We start from the raw sequence: 21,091 nt of genomic DNA, 5'->3' as shown, positions 1-21,091 counted from the left end.
TTGAAATAAGGAAGTGTTATGAAGTTTGTGACAAAGTTTACTGTTCTGTTAGCCGTATTAATGTTGGCTGCAGGGTGTGTTACGCAACGAGGTATGGATTCTGGCGAAAGCGTTCCTTCTCAACCTAATAGCGAGGAAGCCACGCCAACTGAAAGCACAGAGCGAAAAGATGTGGTGCAAGATGGCGACAGCGTAAATGATGGAACCACGAAAGGCGAATCGACTAAAGAGCCAGATAGCAAGCCAGTAGCGCCACCAAAACAAAAAGTTGGGGTATGGGTTAGCGCTAAAAAGTTTCCCACTCACACGCATATCGGTACCACTAAATTTAACAATTTTACGAAAGAATATAGCTACGACTGGCAATTGAACAACACGCTGTATAGCACATTCAAAAAAGCCATTGAGCAAAACAGTCGTTTCACTGCGGTGGATATCTCTTCTATGGTTGACGATGCAGGCGCCCTAGATTTTGTGATGGGTGAAGGAAATAACGGGGCATTCAATGATAAACAAAACACATTAAGAAAATCGTTGTTAGACAAAGGCATTGCCACTGTGATTATCGTTGAAGAAGCGCCGACGGTGGCTATTACCGAGTGCGGTACTTATGGATGTTCAGAGCATCAAAGCAAAGGGTTCGGACTGTTTACGCGTAGTTTTTTGGGTACCGATCACTATATTGCTTCGGCAAGCTTTAACGTTAGTATTGAGCGTTTAGACAAGCCAGTTGATATCTTAATGCTGCCAGTGTTTACCGAATTTCAAGATGATGCGCTAAAAAATGAGCGTGTTGAAGATTTCACACCGCCAGATAACTTTGATGAAATAACGGAACAAGAGTTAGCGCCAATTAAAAATACGATTGTTAACTACTTCGACCGCTTAGCGACAGCGGTTGGCAAGTATTTATCTGGTCAGTAAGCTTTTAATATACTGAAACAAAAAACGGGCACTTAAATAAGTGCCCGTTTTGTTATGTGGCTCACTTCATCTATTGATGAAGGCATCGATATATAATTACGCGTTTTCTTTATGCGCCAAAAACTCTTCGTAGTTTCCATCGAAGTGATTCAGTTTCTTGTCTTTAATTTCGATGATTTGCGTCGCCAGTGACGAAACGAATTCACGGTCGTGACTAACAAAAATAACAGTGCCATCAAACTTGTATAGCGCATTGTTCAAGGCTTCAATCGACTCCATGTCCATGTGGTTAGTGGGTTCATCCATTACTAAAACGTTGATGTCTTGAAGCATTAGCTTTCCGAACAGCAAACGGTTTTTCTCACCACCAGAACATACCTGCACACGTTTGTTGAAGTCGTCAGACGTAAATAGCAAACGTCCTAACATACCTTTTATTTGCAGGTCATCGTGTTTGGGGCTACGCCATTGGCTCATCCACTCAAACATAGTGATATCTTCGGCAAAGTATTTAGCGTTATCCTGCGGAATGTAACCAATCGCAGCGTTTTCAGCCCACTTATAGCTACCTGCGGTAGGTTCAATGTCATTAACCAAACACTTCAAAAGCGTGGTTTTGCCGGCCCCGTTCTCACCAATAATCGCCAAGCGCTGACCAGCTTCTAATAGCAAGTTCGCGTTATCGAATAACGGAAGATCTGGGTAGCTATGGCCTAGCTCTTCAAGAGTAATAGCAAGTCGGTGAAGTTTCTTATGTTGGTTAAACACAATATAAGGCTTACGACGGCTAGACGCTTTTACCTCAGCTAATTCAATTTTCTCAAGACGGCGGGCACGCGAGGTGGCTTGTTTCGCTTTCGATGCGTTGGCAGAGAATCGCGCTACGAAGCTCTGTAGCTCTTCGATTTCCGCTGACTTCTTAGCATTCTCTGCATGAAGCTGTTCTTGAACGAGCATGGCAGCTTGAATGTAGTCGTCGTAGTTACCCGGATAAACGCGCAGTTCACCGTAGTCGATATCGGCCATGTGCGTGCATACAGAGTTTAGAAAGTGTCTGTCGTGCGAAATAATAAGCATGGTCGACTTACGCTTGTTAAGCTCTTCAGCAAGCCAACTGATGGTGTAGATATCCAAGTTGTTGGTTGGTTCGTCTAGAAGCAGAATGTCAGGCTCGGCAAATAATGCCTGCGCCAAAAGCACACGTACTTTTTTACCGGGTGCAACTTCTTTCATTAGACCAAAATGATAGCTTTCGTCGATGCCAGCAGAGTTTAAGATATCGCCAGCGCGTGCTTCGGCGGTGTAACCATCCATCTCGGCGAATTGGGTTTCCAAGTCCGCTACGCGCATGCCATCTTCTTCGCTCATTTCAGCCTTGCTGTAAATGGCGTCGCGCTCTTGCTTAACTTCCCATAGTTCACGGTCACCCATGATAACGGTATCGACTACGCTAAACTCTTCAAACGCAAACTGGTCCTGACTCAAGATACCTAGCTTTGTGCCTGGCGCCATAGAAACGTTGCCCGACGATGGAGTAAGTTTACCGTTTAGAATTTTCATAAAGGTAGACTTGCCACAACCGTTTGCGCCAATTAGGCCGTATCGGTTGCCGTTGCCGAATTTTGCGGAAATATTTTCAAATAATGGCTTAGAGCCAAACTGCATTGTGATATTTGCGGTGGTAATCAAAACAGGTATCCAGGGGTAAAACGATGAGAAGAGATAGTAGTGAAAGCGGTTGTCACTTCACTAATATATAAAAGCGCGCGCACTATAAGGAATTGAGGGCTACATGTCGAGGGAATTTTGAACAGTTTTTGCGCTGATGTGCTTTTGGCGAAGCTTATCAAGTATAAACTCGATTGCCTGAGTGCTTTTGAATGAGTTATGTGACGAGTTAACAATTGTTGTGTCTTTTGCGTCAGGCAAATATGCGCTGCTATAACTGACGACAGAATCAGTTATAGCAGCGCATTCTGTTTCTGACTGGCAATACAAGGTGCTGATTGAGCCAATAATAGAATAGCTCTCGCCTTCTACAGAAATGTCGGCTAACGCTGTCATCAGCGGGTGATTGGGGCGCAACACTTGGACGCTATCTGGCCCGTAGTTTTGCAAGAAAGGAAGCATAGCAGCGGTTAATCTGCTCACGCCTACTTTTTCGATAAAGTTTTTAAATAGCGCTTTAAAACTAAAAGGGAGTGTGATGAGTGAAGAGCCTAACGATCCTATAAGGCTATTAGCTATTTCTGAGCCTCGGTGTGGAGTGTCGAGAAAAAACACCGTATTCTCTTTATACACAGGACTAAATATAAATATATCTCGCAACATTTCATCGCCTTCAGCAAGTAGCGCTTCTGGAGGCTCTGTGAAAGTAGTATCCCATAACGTGTTATCTGAATGCGTTGAAATCAGCTTTGCGATTACGCCGCCCATACTATGCCCTATCAATACCGCAGATGAAGAAGCGCCTTCCGATGACGCTATCCGCTGGTTTAGCTTGTACAGTAAATTGCGAACTCGCATGGCGTTATAGAAAGGAGGAGGGCCTGATGGGTAGTACACGTGCAATATCTGATAGTGTTGAGATAATTCTTCGTCATTGAAAATAGCCATTGTGAGATACCGCCAAATTAGCGGGTCTGAATTGAGGCCATGAATCATAATAATCGGGGTTTTGACTGAAGAAAGCTCTCCAATACTAAAGACTCCCATTCTCTTTTCAGCGTCTTGTGCATTAATAAATCCTAGCCAGCTGAAATTATGGATGTCGGCATTTTGTAATAGGGAAAGGTAAGCGGCAGCAGGTGAGTACCGTTGCGTGTATGTGTTGTTTCCAACCAGTATTTCGGTAGGCACATCGACGTGTTGGGCTTGCAAGGATATGTGAATTCTAAGCCCTTTCAATGCAACCGACTCAACTTGAAGGGAGTAAGGCGAGTAGATACCTTCTAGTGGATAGTTTAGGTCAAGGCTACGGCCATTCTGTGCTTGGTTGCTAATTCGAGCCACTGCAGCACCGCCAAGTTCACCAAATACCTTAGGAGAGAGGCGAGCGTCTAAGGCTTCTATTTCTGAAACTAAAACGAGCTCGCTTGGGCCCGAGTAGTTAACCTGAATTAAGTTGTCAGTTGTATGTCTAAGACGGAATAACTTGTTTACTGCGAGGTTATACCCGTCGATCCCTATAGCACGATGCGCATCGGAAAGACTGTCTCTTTTTAACAAGGTAATGTAGCAATCGAGCGCAAGCGCGATATCTAATGTAGTACTTTGCTCGTACGACGTGCACCGAGCAGCCAGTTGTATGTTGTCGAAGTGGCTTAAGTCGGGCAAATAGCCATATCCGTATGCACCGACCAAAGACAAAGGGGATACTTTTTTACGCATAAACTTATCTGAACTGCATGCACTAATACAGCAGACAGTCGCTACCAATACCCAATAAATGAGATTCTGCTTGATGCGCATTTCACCCAAACGCTAAAAAAAGTATTAACCTTTTATAGCGTGTTTTTGTCAAAAATTGCACCTCAAACTTAACTCCGTACGGTATGAGGCGTGAAACAAGCGTTTCAAAACACCCGCTCACTCTACAGATTGCCCCTTATGGTTTGTTGCTTCTTTTATATTAGTGGCAAGCAAATAATTCCAGCATAAAGAAAATATTACATAAAAGTCAGCGCGCGGTGATGCATCAATGCAGAATTAACGAACAAGGCTTTGCTCAGCATTTTTAGTATAAAGGTTACTTAAATCGTTATTTTAAAGGGAAAAAATGGAATCTTGTCTATTATGAAAAAAAGGCATTTTTAGTTGGTCTTAATCTTGCTGTGCTTATCCACTGAAAATAAACCGCAGAGCGCAAATGCGTCTGCTGAATCAGTGCGAAGTTTTATTTCACTCTAGTTTATCGTGAGTTAGGTAACGCAAAAGAAGAATAAAACTGGGCATTTTAAAGAGGGAAACATCATGAAATTTTTGAAAAAAATTGCGATTGGTTGCTTTTCGGCAACGGTTTTAATGTCAGGCAGCGTGCATGCAGAAGCAATTAGCTCAGATTCCGTAATGCAAACTCAAGCCGCTCACTACAATAAGCAGCAGCTAATTGACATGGTTAATCGTGCAGACGTGCAGAGTAAATTGGTTAGCTTAGGTGTAGATAGCAACCAAGCTATCGCCAGAATCAACGGCATGACCGACAGCGAAATTGCCCAATTAAATGATGAAATTAATCAAGCGCCAGCGGGTGGCGTTGTGGGCGCAGTGCTTACCGTACTTGCTATTATCGCAATTTTGGACCTAATTGGTGTAACTGACGTTTACCCATTTATTCGTCCAGTGAACAGCTAATTGAATGATCAATTCAGTTAAAAAGGCCTGCGCGTTAGCAGGCCTTTCGCTTCTATTTTTGCTTTCAGGCTGTCAGTCCACACCTCAAGCTGACAAGCTGCGGCAAGAGGGACTTGCCTCTTTACCTGAATCTCACACTATTCAATCTGTTCCGTTTTTCCCCCAAGAACAGTTTTATTGCGGGCCTACCACACTATCTGAAGTGTTTGGTTATTATGGTGAAAGCACCTCTCCAAATGATATTGCGCCTAAGTTGTTCATTCCCAGTAAAGAAGGGAGTTTACAACTAGAAATGGTGAGCGCTACCCGACAATTCGGTTTTTTGCCATATTCTGACCGAGGGACTTTATCGTCAATTATGTCGTTAGTTAAAGACGATATCCCAGTGATTGTTTTTCAAAATTTGTCCATCCAGTTATTACCCCAATGGCACTACGCTGTTGTTATTGGGTTCGATAGTGATAAGGGGACGGTTACTTTACACACCGGCCTTACGCCTAATCACGAAATGTCGCTTGAGCTTTTTGAAAGAACGTGGGGAAGAGGAAATTACTGGTATTTGGCACCAGTTCCTCCTAATGTAACCTCGCCTGAGATGACACCGTTCACTTATGTAAGTGCGGCTTACGACATGCTTAAAGTGGGAGATAAAGCGCGTTCATTGGCGTTTTTGGAAACCGCGTCGCATACATGGCCAACGTACTGGTTAAGTTATTTCCTGATTGCCAATTATTACTTAGAGCAAAACGACAACCAAGCAGTGGTTTGGTTTGAGAAAGGCTATGAAGTGGGGCAGCACCAACATGTTTATGTTCACAACTACGTATTAGCTTTGCGCGAAAACAACATGCCCGAGAAGGCAAATACAATTCTAAAACAGGGGCTAGAACGCTTTCCCAATAACGAACCGCTGTTAACATTGGCTGAGAAATAAACCTAAACTTTAAGAGTATTCGCATTTACGAAAACTTATCGTCTACTATTAACCTAGGAAGTAATTGTGAAAGTAGGCTATGCCAAAAATACTGAGCTCATCAACAATTTCGTACGAGAACGGAGTAGTCACCACTCGACTCTATGGCGCGTTTAATGAAAAAAGTGCGGAAGACTACAGCGCTCGTCTTTTTAAACTAGTCATAGGACTGAATCAACGACCCTTTTCCCTTCTGGCAGATATTAGCCAAGTTGAAGGTGCAACTCCTGAGGCCTTCGACATACTCAAGCGTATTATAAAACGGCTCCCAGATATGGGATTAGTCGCGAAAGCTTATGTTTATAAAGGACCTGTTATACGCGGAATAATGTTTCAGAGGATCCCCGAGCTCAAAAGTATGGATTATCTTTTTTTCACAGATATTGACGAAGCTTCTTCGTGGTTGTCTCGCGAATATGAACGCAAACTATCTCTGCTCTCTGATTCCTAATTAGCCTGTAATAAGTTAATAGCGCAATTAACTATCTCATTTCCCACATCTGGTTGGTGCAGTTAACTCTAGTGGTTAACCCCTATGGTGGATGGGCGTTTTTTGCTCGATCCTAATTTGGTTAACGCTATCTAGTCGTTGCTCAGTATTAACGCTGAACGCATTGATAGCTCCAAATTTTAAGGATTGAATAATGAAAAAAAGAACCCTTATATATGCTGCGGTAGCAGCGGCTTTACCTTTCGTAGCAAGCGCCTCCAAAGTACACGCACCCTTAGATACTTCATCGCACCGCATTGCTGAAATAAATCTGACTGACAATGTTGTTAACCCGCCAGCAAACAGCTTGTTTCAAATGGCGTTAGACCAACTGCAAACCACATTCCCATCATCTACATTACGAACAGCTAATGGTCATTTAGATAGTGTTTTTGGTATTGCCATTGATGTTTCAGGAACGTCGCCCGAACAGATGGGGTATGACTTTATTAGTCGACATTCTGCCCTTTTAGGTGGATTAAGTGACGGGGATTTTGTTTTTAACCCTCACCGCAGCAAAGCAGCATTGGGTGGTCATTTAGTGAGGTTTGACCAAGTCATTGATGGTGTAAAAATCAAAGATAGAGGTGTCGGCCTCTTAATCGATGAGTCTCAGGTGGTGAGAGCGCTGTTTGCCGATACAGCTATAAATACGCCTATTGCTAACTCTCAAGTTCTTTCTGCTAATAGCGCGATCAGCGTGGCAACCGCCGATTTAGCGTCTTACAAGCGAGCATTGCCAATAGAAGCTCTTGATGTACTGAACCCCGCTTTTTCTCAAATAGAAAAAAGCCTTGGCATTTTCGCCAAGCCAGTACCACAGAAAGTGGTGGTACAAGATAACAATAAACTGAAACTCGCATGGAAGTTCTTCTATTACTCTTCAAATCCCTTTGGTGTGTTTGAGTACGTCATCGATGCCCAGTCTGGAGACATTCTGGCGCGTAATGATCGGGTCAAAACCATTCTTCCTTCAGGTGAAAATGAAGTTACGCAAACGGGGCAGGTTGGCTTAGTTCAGCAGACTGCGGATTATTTCCCAACATTTCCACCCATTACGCCATCGATGCAAAGCGAATGTTTGATAGAGGACGATGCAGGTGGCTACACCGGCAAACCGAAAGGGATGGAACGCATTAATCTACGTAAGTTTGACGATTCTAACTTAGTGACGGGTGTTGAAGGTTTGCTTACAGGTAAGCACGCGCTTATAGAAAGCGCGATGCTGACAAAAGGGCCTTTTCCACAAGCGGCAACGGGTACGTATCACTTCAGCGAGGATGCTGCCATAGAGGCAAGACCTGTCGAAGATGATCATGTAACGCCTTCTACGGCACATCACATTGACGGCATCAGCCAGTTTATTTACATCACCACATTGCTCGAATATTTAGATTACCTTCATAAAGACGGCGATGCTGTGCATAGTCGTGGCGTGGGCGATGGCTCGTTTCCAAATAGCTACCCTAACGAAGCGGTACCGTTAACTGGTGTGGTACATATTCCGAATGTGCTCGACCCACCAGATAATCCAGCAGATCCTGAGTTTATGGCTAAGCTATTGGGCTTGGACAACGCATTCGCAGTGCCGTTATCACAGGAAATTGCAGGTGAAGAGGTCGTGGTTAACCCGACAGCTTACGGCCATGGTTACTTATTCAACAACCTAGCAATGGATTTCTCGGTTCCCATTCATGAAGGCACCCATGCGACAATTACCCCTATCGCAGGTTTTGAAGGCGAACCAGAAGGTGGCGCGCTTAACGAAGGACAAGCCGACCTATGGGCATACACGGTAGGCGAAACACCAGATTTAGGTACTTACCCCGTTAATTCGTGCGATTTACGAAAATTCTTAAGAGAGCAGGGGGTTAATCCCGACTCATTTGAGTTTATTCGTTCTGCACAGAGCCAAATTCGTTATTCGCAGTTAGGCACAAGAGACAACGCATTTGAAGTGCATCGTGATGGAGAAATTTACGCGGGTGCAATGTGGGACTTAAGAGAGCTTATGGTGGCGCTGCAGCCTAGACAAGATTTCGTTCGCCCCGATCCAGTTACCGGCGATCCTACCCAAGAAACTAGCTTGGGCAAAGAAACGTGGGAACGTATCTTCTTAGGCTCAATGTACGTGCTAGGGATATCTGCGCCAGATACCTTCGTGCGCGCACGGGATGCAGTGTTAATTGCCGATGCAGCCTTATATCCTACCGATCCTTTAGATTTAACTTCACCGGGTCGTCATCATGCATTAATTGAGCGTGTTTTTGCTGCCAGAGAGCTAGGTGCAAACGCGAAAGCACCGTTAGGCGGTCGACAGACTATATCAACGGCAGTGAGCGAGTTTACGGCTACCCAGGCTAAGCCATCGACACCAGACGCTATAGACGCGCATATCATTTCTGATGACGCGATTGAAATTACGTGGGAAACCGTACCTGACGCTTTTGCTTATCAATTGCTAAAACGCAAAAAAGGGTCGAGTGCGCGTTTGTTTACGGGTGTACCAACCCGAGAATACTTTGACGGCGACCTCACATTCTCTGGCTTCACCCATGTTGAATTTATTGTGGGCGATAATCGCTACATAGACAAAGGGCAAGGTTTAGGGCGTGGTGCAGGTCAAGGCATAGACTCGTTTGACTATGAATACGTAGTGCGTGCAATCAGCCTTAACCCTAATCAGCAAGTTGGTTTTTCTAATATGTCAGGGATTGCTTCAACCGGCTTAAACACGGTGGATGTGAGTGACCAAGTTGACTACAAAGTGGGTAATGTAAACTACAATAACGGCATCTTTGCCTTTGATATTGCGTTGATAAATACTGGCGACGAGAGAATTTACGGTCCAGTTGATTTCGATATTACTCATATTAGCAATGGCAGTATTACCGTATTGAATGCAGATAATGGTGGCACAGGTCAAAACGGCGACATAGCAAGGTTCCGTTTCGATCAATCGCTAGATGTAGACAGAACATCTGCACTGCGTTATCTAAAGTTTGATAACCCAAATGGAAAACTCTTTACGTTCCAAGCGCGGATCAGCGGTTACGAAGCTGGCGCTTCGTCAACCGGTAGAGGAGAAACGCCTACCTTTGATACGTCTGAGCCAAAAGAACAGTCTGTGGTTTACCATAATATTGAGGAGCACTCGGGTGTTGTCTTAATTGGAGCAGCGGATGAAGCGTTGGTTGATGGCGTTGACTATGTTGATATCCCGTTTACAGCGCTGCCAAGTGCATCAAGTGTAGTTGCAACGCTGAGCGCTGATGTTGAGGTAGTAGCGGTGCCAGATCTTGACTTTGAACTGCTAGATGCCGAAGGCAATATTATGGCGAGCTCCGGCAACTTGGGCTCTAATGAGCAAGTTGGCGGTGGCATTGTCCCCGGAGAAACCTATCGGGTTCGCGTGAATGGTTGGGCTAACGGCCCGACGTCATACCGGGTTGTTATTGATCAGTTTGTAAGTGATATTAACGACGCAAACGTTGATCAAAATGGTAATGCGACAACGGGAACAGTAACGTTTGAGTTTAATCCCGTAACAGGGAAAGTAATGCCTTTGAACTTACTTAATTAGTCGCCCGTGAAAACACGAAGAATCTAGGCTAACTAGAAGAAAGGTCACCTACCAACAACTGCCTTTCTATAGGCCTATAAAACAAACCAAAGCCCCATGTTGTGAAAACTGCATGGGGCTTTTTTATTAAACTCACCCTCCGGGAGGGTCTGGCAGGTATCCAAGCTTCGTTCATTCCCACGCTTCGCTAGGAAACTTGCCTGCGCCTTCTGAGTGGGCAATTATCTATGCGGATTGGTATAACTGGTGCACCTTTTGCCTCTTCTTACACGTACTAAGGTGTAGCTAAAAATAAAAAGTGCCTACTCATATATGCAGGAGCCCCGTCAGCCGTGGACAGCACTCAACTTCTTGAAAACCAGCAGGCAATAGCAATAGCCGGATTAGTAGGCGTTGTTATTGTGCTCTTCATTGTTAAACGACTTATTTTGGTGCGTTTGAAAGCTAAAGCGCGTTCAGAAAACAGCAGTATGTCTGATATCTATCGCGTGCTTGTGCTGTCGTTAAATGCCCCACTTAATTTGCTTATCTGGGTTATTTTCCTGCTGTTGGTTAAAAGTATTGTTTCAGTATTTCAGATAGAAGATGAAGGGGCGATTAAAGCGCTAACCATCGTTATCGAAGCTGGCCTCATCATTACTTTATTTCTCTTCTTCGAGCGTTTTGTCACTTACTCGTTGAGTCGTTATCGCGACCAGTCAACCATAGTTAAAAATACCAGCGCAATTGCCGGTGGAGCAGTTAGAGCGCTTTTCGCTGTATTAGCAATTTTGATTATATTAAGCACCATGGGGGTGTCGGTAACACCCATTGTTGCATCGTTAGGCATTACTTCGCTCGCAGTAGCACTAGCGCTACAGCCAACGCTTGAAAACTTCTTCTCGGGTATTCAGTTGGTAATGGATAAGCCCATTCGTATAGGCGACTTCATAGAGCTGGATTCCGGAGAACAAGGTTTTGTAGAGAAAATAGGATGGCGCTCCACGTGGGTTAGAATGCTACCTAACAACATCGTGATCATGCCTAACAGTAAGTTGTCTAATTCAAAGTTGATTAACTACTACTACCCTGAACGCGAACTGTCGGTGCCTGTTGAAGTTGGCGTGCATTATAGCTCTGATTTAGAGCATGTTGAAAACGTATGTTTAGAGGTTGCCAATACTATTCTAGAGCAGCACGAGTTTGGTGTTGAAACTTATCAACCTTTTGTTCTGTTTCACACTTTCGACAATTCTAGTATCAACTTAACAGTGATGCTGAGAACCCGTGAATACTTTAACCGCTTCTTCATAAAGAGCGCCTTTATAAAAATGCTTAAAAAGCGTTTTGATGAAGAAGGGATTGTCATTCCATTTCCAATTACTGCGCTTAACCTAGAGCAGGAAGGTGCAGCTCAATCCACAGAGAATTTAACGCCCAAAGCTTAAAAATCTCGCCAAATATGACTTGAGTAAATGATGTCTCAGACTTCTGACGGGGAGTTTTCGCCAAAAATAGTCAACATGCGTTTATCCTTATCGCTCTTTTTTCTATACACCGTTGATTTTCACCGAGTGATTTTTGAGTTCTTAAAAGATACCGGTGGCAATTTGGGTTGTATTTCTCTTTTCTATAAAGGAAATTAACTTTAAGTTTTTCAAGGTTATACCGCTTGTTGTATGTTTTTTGTTATATTTATTAATAATTTGTTATTAATGCGATTGTTAATTATTTTCTTTTGCCTGCTACTATCTTTTTGCTACCGGTGGCAAATGGGCGGTAATTGAGTTTCTTTAGTTCGCGTGTAAAGAAGAACTAATTGATGTTGTCTTGTTGAGTAATTGAAGCAGTACGCCCTTCTAATTATTAATCTAAGGACAAAAAATGAAAAAGAACTTACCTATATTTCAATCGACGATAATTGCATCATCAATTGCCTTTGCCGTCTCTACGTCTGCAGTTGCTTCAGGTTTTCACACACAGAACGGAGGCACGACAGGCGGTCAAGGTGGACAAGTAGTACAAGCTTCTACGGGTAAACAAATTCACGAAGCATTGTGTAATAGAAACACCTCAGAAACGCCAATCATTATTCAAGTCTCGGGTACAATCAATCATGGTAATACTGAAAAAGTGTCTGGAGACAGCTGTAATACCGCAGAAGACAAAATTGAGTTAAAAGACATCGCGAATGTGACACTTATTGGTGTAGGCGGTGGCGCTACATTTGACCAGCTAGGTATACACATAAGGAATTCCCAAAACATCATTATAAGAAACGTTCATGTTAAAAACGTCAAAAAATCGGGCTCACCCACGTCAAATGGCGGAGACGCGATAGGGATAGAAAAAGACGTTCGCAACGTATGGGTTGACCACGTAACCTTAGAAGCTAGTGGTGGTGAAAGTGATGGTTATGACGGCTTGTTCGATGTAAAGGATAACTCGAAATACGTCACCTTATCTTACAGCATTTTACGTAACTCAGATCGAGGTGGTTTGGTAGGTTCAAGCGAATCACAAGTCAATAACGGTCCGATCACCTATCACCACAATATCTTTGACAATTTGAACTCGCGCGTTCCCCTTGTAAGGGGGGCAACAGCTCACATTTACAATAACTACTATGACGGCGTTCGCTCTTCAGGGATTAATTCCCGCGCAGGAGCCGAAGTCAAAGTAGAAAACAACTATTTCGAAAATAGTAAAGATCCACTGGGTACATTTTATACAACAACTGACGGTTATTGGCAGGTTGCGGGAAACACTTTCGGAAGTGGCGTAACGTGGAGCGACTCAGACAGTGACTATGAACCTGCAGGGCCAAACGTTCAATCTACAGCATCAATATCTATCCCCTATAGTTACTCGCTAGATGGGGCATCTTGTATACGAGATATTCTTGAGGACACCGCTGGTGCCAACAAGAATCTTGCAGTATCAGACGGTAGCTGCGGTTCAACTGGTGGCGGTGGCGATACCGGAGGTGGTGATACAGGAGGTGGCGACACAGGAGGAGGTGATAATGGTGGCGGCGATGATAACTCAGGAGGTAACCCGCCAAGCGGCACCAACTTAGCGTTAAATGCACAATCTGACGGTAGCTCTAAGTACAGTGGAACAAGTTACGGGAACGTAAGGGATGGGGATGTATCTACTTACTGGTCTCCGAGCGGAACGACGGGAAGAATTAGCATCAAACGCTTGAATACGACAGTAAATACTGTACGGGTAATTGAGACCTCTTCTACTCAAGGTGCGGTAACTTCATGGCAACTTGTGAACAATGACACAGGCAGCGTATTGGCATCAGGAAACTCAATTCCAAGTACGATTTCGTTTTCAAATACCAATTTAGATAAAATCAACTTTGTCATCGATTCTGCAACACAACGACCACAAATTGCAGAGTTTGAGGTGTATTTAGATTAAGTCGGTTGCGCTTGTTCTGAACCTTTTTAGGTGACTCTCGGTGAGAGTTTATTTAACTCAATAAAAAAGCCACGTTGTGTAACGTGGCTTTGTTGTGAGTACGTTAACCCATCAAAGGTGTTAGAAGGTGTAACGTGCAGATACGCCTAGTAGGTCAACATCATCAGCTATAACGTAAGTTGCGCCGAAAGAGAATTGTGGTGTAAAGAAATAGTCTGCGCCAATTTCAAAAGCTGTTTCGTCATCTTCAATGTCGATATAGCGGATAGCACCGCGAAGCTCAAATTGCTCTGACAGCATTGAACGAATACCGGCAGTAATGCCATAGCCATTGTCGTCAGCTTCAGCAGAAGCGAAGCTTGAGTCTAGGTCAACATCCACATACTCATACGTCAACTCACCAAAAAAGTCGGTTGTTGTAGTTAAACCATAGCGGTAACCAACCCCTGCAGAGATATAGTCAAGTTCACCGTCAACACCATATTCGTCTTCACTTAACTGACCATAACGACCTGTCAGGTATACATTTTCGTTAAGTGATTTGAAGCCTTGAATTTGAAAACCGGTTGGCTCGAAGTCGCCTGCGTCTTCAATATCTGCTTGTACGTATCCAGCTTTAACGAAGTCATATGAAGGCGAAGCTGCGAAAGCATTTAAAGAAAGCGCGCCAAAGATACTGGCGAGAAAAGTACGTTTCATTGTTTCTAATATCCTTTTAACAATAATTACCCCCAACCACTTCGGGAGCCTCATCATTATGGGGATGGATTTTAGAAATCAAATGCATTGTCGTGATTTTCGACTAGGTGAATTTTTCATTATCCGGGTCATGCCATTTCAGCATATAAAATTGTTGTTAGTTCAGTTATATTGCTTTGCATTAAACAATTGTCAGCTTTTTGTTATTGAGTTGTTGAAGTGCCGAAGTTGGCCTGGTTTGGGGGGCGTGTGTACCGTATCGTTACAGCATTACTTTGCTTTATCTATCTATTCGCGGTGGGGGGATTGTCTTACAACCACGTTGTAGAAAAGCTAAAAGTTGAAGCTGAAAATAATATTCAAGATGTAGCTAGCCGTTTAGAAATTCAGCTCGATAAATATCGTACATTACCTCGCGTACTCGTCATTCATCCTGCAATTGAGGAAATACTTCAAGCCCCGACAAACGAAAATGTCCTCAAAGTTAACCGCTTGTTGAGTACCTACAACGAATCGATTTCAAGCGATGCTGTATACCTGATGTCTCGCGACGGAGTGACCCTTGCTTCAAGCAATTGGCAGCAAGAAGACAGTTTCGTAAATAGTAACTACGGGTTTAGGCCTTACTTTCAGCAGGCAATGAATGGAAGTGAAGGTAGTTACTTTGCGCTGGGTACTGTTTCTCGCAAACGAGGATACTACTTTTCCTTTCCGGTCAGGGATGGCGAAAAAATTATAGGGGTATTGGTTGTAAAAGTTGCGCTATCTGTTATTGAAGAGTATAGCGCCGATAACGACTCCCCCTTCATGGTAACCGATGATCATGGTGCGGTTTTCTATAGTTCACACTCCGACTGGAATTATACTTCGCTTGTTGAATTGCCTAGCGAAGTCAAAGCTGAAATAAAACGCCAGAGACAATACGGCACTGGATCATTAGCACAACTAACTGACTTTTCGAGCTTACATCAGGTTTTAAGTTCAGAGACATTAGTGCTTAGTTATAAAGAAAAACCTCGCACTTATTTATTGGCAGCAAAAACATTACCGCAAGTAGGTTGGCACCTGATTGTTCTTACTCCAATTACAAAAGCCTATAAGCTTGTTGGGGCGATATGTTTTGGTGCTCTAGTTCTTTTCGTCTTAATAGCATTGCTCAGCATGATTTGGCGAAGAAACAACATTGCTCAACGACAGCTCGCTTCAGCGAATGAGCAATTAGAACACCGTGTAGAGCAAAGGACTGCCCAGCTTCAAGATATTAATAGCACATTGCTTGAAACCATAGATATCCAAAAACAGACCGAGTCTAGGTTAAAGCAAACACAAAATGAGCTGATTCAAGCAGGAAAGCTGGCTTTGCTGGGCGAAATGTCGGCAAGCATTAATCATGAGCTTAACCAACCACTTACAGCTTTGCTTACGTACAGTGAAACATTAAAGCTAATGATTGTTAGAAATAAGACGGAAGGTATCGCGCAGACTACTGACGAAATAATTAAGCTGGTGCAGAAAATGGCAACAATGGTTGCTCAGTATAAGCTTTTTGCGCGAAAGTCAGCGGGCAAAATTGGGCCTGTGATTGTCGCCGATACCATTTCTGCGTCCTTATCCATTTTAGAAAGTAAAATCAGCAAAATGGGAGCGGAAATATTGGTGCAATTCCAAGACCAGGATGTTTCTGTCTTAGCGGAAGCTGTTCCGTTAGAACAAGTGCTGGTTAATTTGTTGAACAACGCTCTTCAAAGCCAAGAATACGCAGAAACGGCAAAAGTAGATATTGCTGTAAACAACGACCTTGAATACGCTTTTATCACAGTGAGGGATTACGGAAGCGGATTATCTGAAGCGCAGCTTCAAACTGTATTTGAGCCCTTTTATACCACTAAAAGCAAAGGGTTAGGATTAGGTCTAACTATTTCTCAGCGTATAATGTCAACTTTTAGCGGTACTATATCAGCCGACAACCACCCAGACGGTGGCGCAATATTCACACTCACAATTCCAATAGCCAAGAGTTTGTAGCATGAGCATTCCAATTTATATTATTGATGATGAACCCACTATATTGAATGCCTTAAAGCAGCTTCTTGTAATAGAGGGGTACGAAGTAGAGGTATTTGATAACGCTGCCGATGCACTAATCAAACTTGATAGGGATTGGCCCGGTGTTATTTTGTCAGATATCAATATGCCCAACATGGATGGAGTCACTTTTCTAAAGAATGCGCTGTCGATTGACGCTGAATTTACGGTGGTGATGCTAACGGGGCATGGTGATATTTCCACGGCGGTGGAATCTATGCGATTGGGCGCTTATGATTTTATCGAAAAGCCCTTTTCCAACGAATATATTTTAGATGTGCTAAAGCGAGCGGGAGAAAAGCGAGCTTTGGTTTTAGAAAACCGTGCACTGAAAGATGAACTTGATGCACAAACCGGTGCCGGGCCTCGTCTGCTAGGGAATACTCATAAAATTAAAGCGTTACGACGGTTGTTGATGCAAATAAAAGATATACCCGCCGACGTACTTATTCGAGGAGAAACGGGCTCTGGTAAAGACTTGGTTGCAAGATTTCTTCACTACAACAGCCATCGAAGAAATGAGAATTTTGTTGCGATAAACTGCGGCGCTATCCCAGAGACCATGATTGAAAGCGAACTGTTTGGTTTTGAAGCTGGCGCATTCACAAGTGCACAAAAGAAACGTATTGGAAAAATAGAACACGCAAACGGCGGAACGTTCTTTCTGGACGAAATTGAAAGCATGCCAATGGCTTTACAGATTAAGTTGCTGCGTGTTTTGGAAGATCGCGTTATAGAGCCACTTGGTAGCAACCGCAGCGTAGACTTAGATATTCGAGTTATCGCCGCAGCGAAAATTGACTTACTTGAATTGGTCGATAAGGGGGAGTTCAGAGAGGATCTTTTCTATCGACTAAATGTGATTAATGTTGAAATTCCGCCCTTGCGTGAACGCAAAGAGGATATTTCTCTTTTATTCCAACACTATGCCGCACTGGCGAGTTCTCGTTTTAACACTGATGCGCCTCGTCTCACAAATGACCAGCTTTCAAGGCTTCAGCAACATAACTGGCCCGGTAATATTAGAGAGTTGCGCAATGCGGCTGAACGTTTTGTTCTTATGGGGGGGCAAACAATTTTTGACGAGCCAAATAGTGAGGATAGCAGTGACGCATTAACCTTGGCAGACAAGGTCGCACAGTATGAAAAAGGCGTATTAGAGGCGACACTGCGTGAGCACGACGGGAGGTTGGTTGAAGTTCAGCAGGAGTTAGGCTTACCTCGTAAGACACTGTACGACAAAATGAGAAAGTACGGTCTTGTTAAAGACGACTTTAAACTTTCTTAGTCCTCACCTTGATTTTAAACGGGTGGATTTCCACCCGTTTACAAATTTTTCACGTGTGGCATTCCACCCCTTTAAGCCTGGAATTGCGTGGATCTCAATAATGAGCTTTATTATCCTTTTGAAATATATGTGATTTTATTATCTTTGTAAGTGTGGCAAGGTCCTTGCCTTATGTTGAATCGATGTAACAAATGTTGCGCAATTATGTCTTTTAACAATTGTGTATCATTTGTGCTGAGGACACATTCAACACTTTTAAGGTAAAACAATGATTAATAAAATTACCCAAGTGATCCGTACGCGGCGACGCCTACTTTCGCCTGTATGCATGGTGGCATTAGCCACATCTCTTTCACCCTACGCCCATGCTCAAACCGAGCCCAAAGACGAAAGTCAAATCGAAAAAATAGCCGTAGTCGGCTCACAAATTAAAGGTGCTGAAATTAGTGAAGCCCTAGCAGTATCGCAACTTGATGCTGAAGACATAGAAGTTATGGGCGTCGACTCTGGTGATGACCTGTTACAGCTTATTCCAGAAAATGGGCAGAATTTCTTCAATGAAGCAGGCAACATTAGTGGTGGCGTAAATGCTGCCCGCGGTGACGTTGGCGCGTTCAATTTAAGAAATATTGGTACAGGAAACACCCTAGTACTAATTAATGGCCGTCGAATGGTAAATTCAGCGTCATATCAGACTGAAGAAGTGGGGGGAAGTTTCGTTCCAGTAAGTTCGGTCAACTCACAGTTAATCCCTGTTTATGGCGCAAAGCGCGTAGAAGTTTTGCGTGATGGAGCATCTGCAATCTACGGTGCAGACGCCGTTGCAGGTGTGGTTAATACGGTAACGCCGACAAACTTTGAAGGCTTTGATGTGCGAGTTAAGTGGCAGGAATATGAGCACTTACCTCGAAACGATCAGACACTATCCATGCACTGGGGGAAAACCTTCAATGGTGGTAAAACCAATATTGGCGTCATCGCAAACTATTACCAACGCGACAGGGTAAACTCTCAGGATGATCCACGATGGACGAATGCCGATCTGACCGATCGATTGCCCGAGGATTCCCCTTGGTATGGACATCCTGAATTTGATTCAACAAGTGCCAACTCTTTATACGGTCAGTTCGATTTTGTCGATAGAGTTACGTCAAGTAATCCATTGCGAACGGAAGGTTATGTTGATGGGAGTGGTGAGTTTGAAACCTACCCTAGCGGAGATGAGAGATGTGCGTGGGAATTAGGTAACGGCTTATGTGCTGCGCCAGATGGACAAGGTACTGTGCGCTTTAATATGAATCAAGACCGCGACCTTACATCCAAGCTCGATCGCACAAATATTTTCATCAATTTAAACCACACATTTGAAAATGGGTGGGAGGCCTTTTCAGAGTTTTTGGGCTATCGCTCAAATACAAATTTGCGAAGACATCCTACCGCATCATTTTCGTCATCAAAACTTATTGTTGCCGCCGACAATTACTATAATCCGTTTGGTCCATGTGGATCGCCCAATCGCTTAGACGATGCGGCAGTTGCCGCTGGCGTTTCTTGTGATGGCGCGGCATTGACGATAGATAACTATCGCTTCGCTGAGTACCCAAGAATTGTAGAGAATACGGGCGAAACTTTCCGACTCCTGCAAGGGTTAAGAGGATATTGGGGTGAATGGGACTGGGAAACTGCGGTGTCTTGGTCAAAAGACACTAAAGATGACGTAACTCATAACCGTGTATCTAATACCTTAATGCAGGAAGCGCTAAACGACACCACAGAAGCAGCTTATAACCCGTTTTCTGCAGGTGTAGACTCTAATATTGAACGCGCTCTCATCGATGTTTATCGAAAGAGTGAGTCTGAGCTTAAAACCTTTGATATTAAGTTTTCTAACCCAGGAATTTATGAGTTACCAGCAGGGTACGTAGGGTTCGTTGCGGGGCTTGAATACCGTCACGAATCATTTAAAGATGACCGTGACCCTCGCCTTGATGGCACTATTCAGTTTATCGACGCAGACGGTGACACCTACCCCTTTGTATCTGATGTGGTGAACTCTAGTCCAACACCGGACAATTCAGGGCACCGAGCGGTAGCTTCTGCTTTTGCCGAACTGCAGATCCCCGTGTTTGATAACTTTGATATTCAGTTAGCTGCCCGTTACGAAGACTTTTCTGACGTAGGTGACACAACGGTGGGTAAAGTGGCCTTCGGTTACCGTCCATTTGAACCTGTGCTTTTAAGAGGCTCGTGGTCTCAGGCGTTCAGAGCGCCGAATCTAGTTACTATCAATGAAGAAATTGTTGCGCGTACTCAAACGCGTACTGACTACGCTTGTTTATACGCCGCAGAAAATGGAGGCGATCCTAATCAGGACACATTGGATTGCTCTTATTCTCTGCAACGTATTGCGCAAGGTAGCCAGGAACTAGAGCCAGAAGAGTCTGACAATATATCGGTTGGAATTGTAGTTGAGCCCCTAGACGGCTTAGCAATTACCTTTGATTACTGGTCTATTGAGAAAGAAAACACGATTGGTTTGTTTGGTGAAGAAAACCACTCCTTGCTTGATTTGCTATATCGCCTAGAGCAGGGCAACGGTAATTGTGATGCCGCAACCTTTAACGCCAGCGTAAATCGCGGAGAAATAGAACCTGATGAAGCCGCGTATTATACGGCTGCTGGCATTTGCCCAGCGGGTCAGATTAACTACATAGACGACCGTTATGCAAACTTAGATAAGCGTACGGTTAGTGGTTACGACGTAGGAATTTACTACAACATTAAAACTGACTATGGCCGATTTAAAATCGATTATAACGGATCGTTCCTTGAGAAGTTTGAGCAGGAAGCTGGCGGCCTAGCTACCCAATTAGTTGAAGCTAGTGAGAGTGGTTTGCTTCCAGCAAGTTTCCCTGTCGATGGCTTTGCTGATTTAGTTGGTCGTAATGGCAATCAGGAAGATAAACACAGCTTACGCTTAATGTGGCGAGGTGAAGTATTCGGCGCTTCGCTATCTGGCTATCGTATCGGCAGTTTCTATCAAAGTGAGTTGACCTTAGATGACGGAACGCGATTTGTGATCCCAGCAATGACTACGTTTGACGCAACGTTCGACTATAAAACCCAAATACAAGAAGTTGATACACGCTTCCGTCTTGGGGTGAAGAACCTTACAGATAAACGCGCGCCATTAGCTGCGGAAAGCTTCGGATTCTTCAATGACGCACATCGTGACTACGGTCGTTATTTTTACATGGACGTAAGCGCAAGCTTCTGATCCTGCTA

The 21,091-nt window shown here is 43.8% G+C and carries 13 protein-coding genes; 10 read left to right on the top strand and 3 right to left on the bottom strand.

The window, feature by feature from the left end; all coding sequences use genetic code 11:
- The first annotated feature begins 18 nt into the window (after positions 1-18).
- Complete coding sequence (locus BZA03_RS07460; RefSeq protein ID WP_110288419.1) at positions 19-924, top strand: hypothetical protein; 906 nt, start codon at positions 19-21, stop codon at positions 922-924.
- Positions 925-1,020: 96 nt separating this feature from the next.
- Here BZA03_RS07460 and BZA03_RS07455 read toward each other — a convergent pair whose 3' ends face one another.
- The gene (locus tag BZA03_RS07455; RefSeq protein WP_110288418.1) at positions 1,021-2,613 is read right to left on the bottom strand and encodes an ABC-F family ATPase; all 1,593 of its coding nucleotides are present in this window, start codon (positions 2,611-2,613) and stop codon (positions 1,021-1,023) included.
- 99 nt (positions 2,614-2,712) lie between these two features.
- Complete coding sequence (locus tag BZA03_RS07450) at positions 2,713-4,314, bottom strand: triacylglycerol lipase (protein ID WP_258364606.1); 1,602 nt, start codon at positions 4,312-4,314, stop codon at positions 2,713-2,715.
- Between the two features lie 582 nt (positions 4,315-4,896).
- On the opposite strand from BZA03_RS07450, the gene BZA03_RS07445 reads away from it, so the two are divergent.
- The 6 genes from BZA03_RS07445 to BZA03_RS07420 all read left to right on the top strand — a co-directional run bounded on the left by BZA03_RS07445 (position 4,897) and on the right by BZA03_RS07420 (position 13,734).
- Positions 4,897-5,277, top strand: a complete 381-nt coding sequence (locus BZA03_RS07445) for a PA2779 family protein (RefSeq protein WP_014951406.1) — start codon at positions 4,897-4,899, stop codon at positions 5,275-5,277.
- A gap of 4 nt (positions 5,278-5,281) precedes the next feature.
- On the top strand, positions 5,282-6,211 hold the full coding sequence (locus BZA03_RS07440) for a PA2778 family cysteine peptidase (RefSeq protein ID WP_110288416.1): 930 nt from the start codon (positions 5,282-5,284) through the stop codon (positions 6,209-6,211).
- Positions 6,212-6,290: 79 nt separating this feature from the next.
- The gene (locus tag BZA03_RS07435) at positions 6,291-6,701 is read left to right on the top strand and encodes a hypothetical protein (protein WP_110288415.1); all 411 of its coding nucleotides are present in this window, start codon (positions 6,291-6,293) and stop codon (positions 6,699-6,701) included.
- 193 nt (positions 6,702-6,894) lie between these two features.
- Positions 6,895-10,323, top strand: a complete 3,429-nt coding sequence (locus tag BZA03_RS07430; RefSeq protein WP_110288414.1) for a M36 family metallopeptidase — start codon at positions 6,895-6,897, stop codon at positions 10,321-10,323.
- 332 nt (positions 10,324-10,655) lie between these two features.
- Complete coding sequence (locus BZA03_RS07425) at positions 10,656-11,750, top strand: mechanosensitive ion channel family protein (protein WP_014948442.1); 1,095 nt, start codon at positions 10,656-10,658, stop codon at positions 11,748-11,750.
- Between the two features lie 436 nt (positions 11,751-12,186).
- The gene (locus BZA03_RS07420) at positions 12,187-13,734 is read left to right on the top strand and encodes a polysaccharide lyase family 1 protein (RefSeq protein WP_110288413.1); all 1,548 of its coding nucleotides are present in this window, start codon (positions 12,187-12,189) and stop codon (positions 13,732-13,734) included.
- 120 nt (positions 13,735-13,854) lie between these two features.
- Here the strand turns inward: BZA03_RS07420 and BZA03_RS07415 are convergent, their stop codons facing one another.
- Positions 13,855-14,433, bottom strand: coding sequence for a porin family protein (locus tag BZA03_RS07415; protein WP_110288412.1), 579 nt, complete (start codon positions 14,431-14,433; stop codon positions 13,855-13,857).
- Between the two features lie 249 nt (positions 14,434-14,682).
- Between BZA03_RS07415 and BZA03_RS07410 the strand changes: the two genes are divergently transcribed.
- The 3 genes from BZA03_RS07410 to BZA03_RS07400 all read left to right on the top strand — a co-directional run bounded on the left by BZA03_RS07410 (position 14,683) and on the right by BZA03_RS07400 (position 21,083).
- Entirely contained in the window at positions 14,683-16,458 is a 1,776-nt protein-coding gene (locus BZA03_RS07410; RefSeq protein ID WP_110288411.1) for an ATP-binding protein, read from the top strand.
- Between the two features lies 1 nt (position 16,459).
- Positions 16,460-17,806, top strand: a complete 1,347-nt coding sequence (locus BZA03_RS07405; protein ID WP_110288410.1) for a sigma-54 dependent transcriptional regulator — start codon at positions 16,460-16,462, stop codon at positions 17,804-17,806.
- A 268-nt stretch (positions 17,807-18,074) separates the two neighbouring features.
- Positions 18,075-21,083, top strand: a complete 3,009-nt coding sequence (locus tag BZA03_RS07400) for a TonB-dependent receptor domain-containing protein (RefSeq protein ID WP_110288409.1) — start codon at positions 18,075-18,077, stop codon at positions 21,081-21,083.
- Positions 21,084-21,091: the final 8 nt, after the last annotated feature.

It is taken from the genome of Alteromonas sp. I10 (genome assembly GCF_003201515.1).
Classification (GTDB): domain Bacteria; phylum Pseudomonadota; class Gammaproteobacteria; order Enterobacterales; family Alteromonadaceae; genus Alteromonas; species Alteromonas macleodii.
The sequence above is the reverse complement of the archived record's forward strand: the minus strand, read 5'-3'. Positions and strand labels throughout refer to the sequence as shown.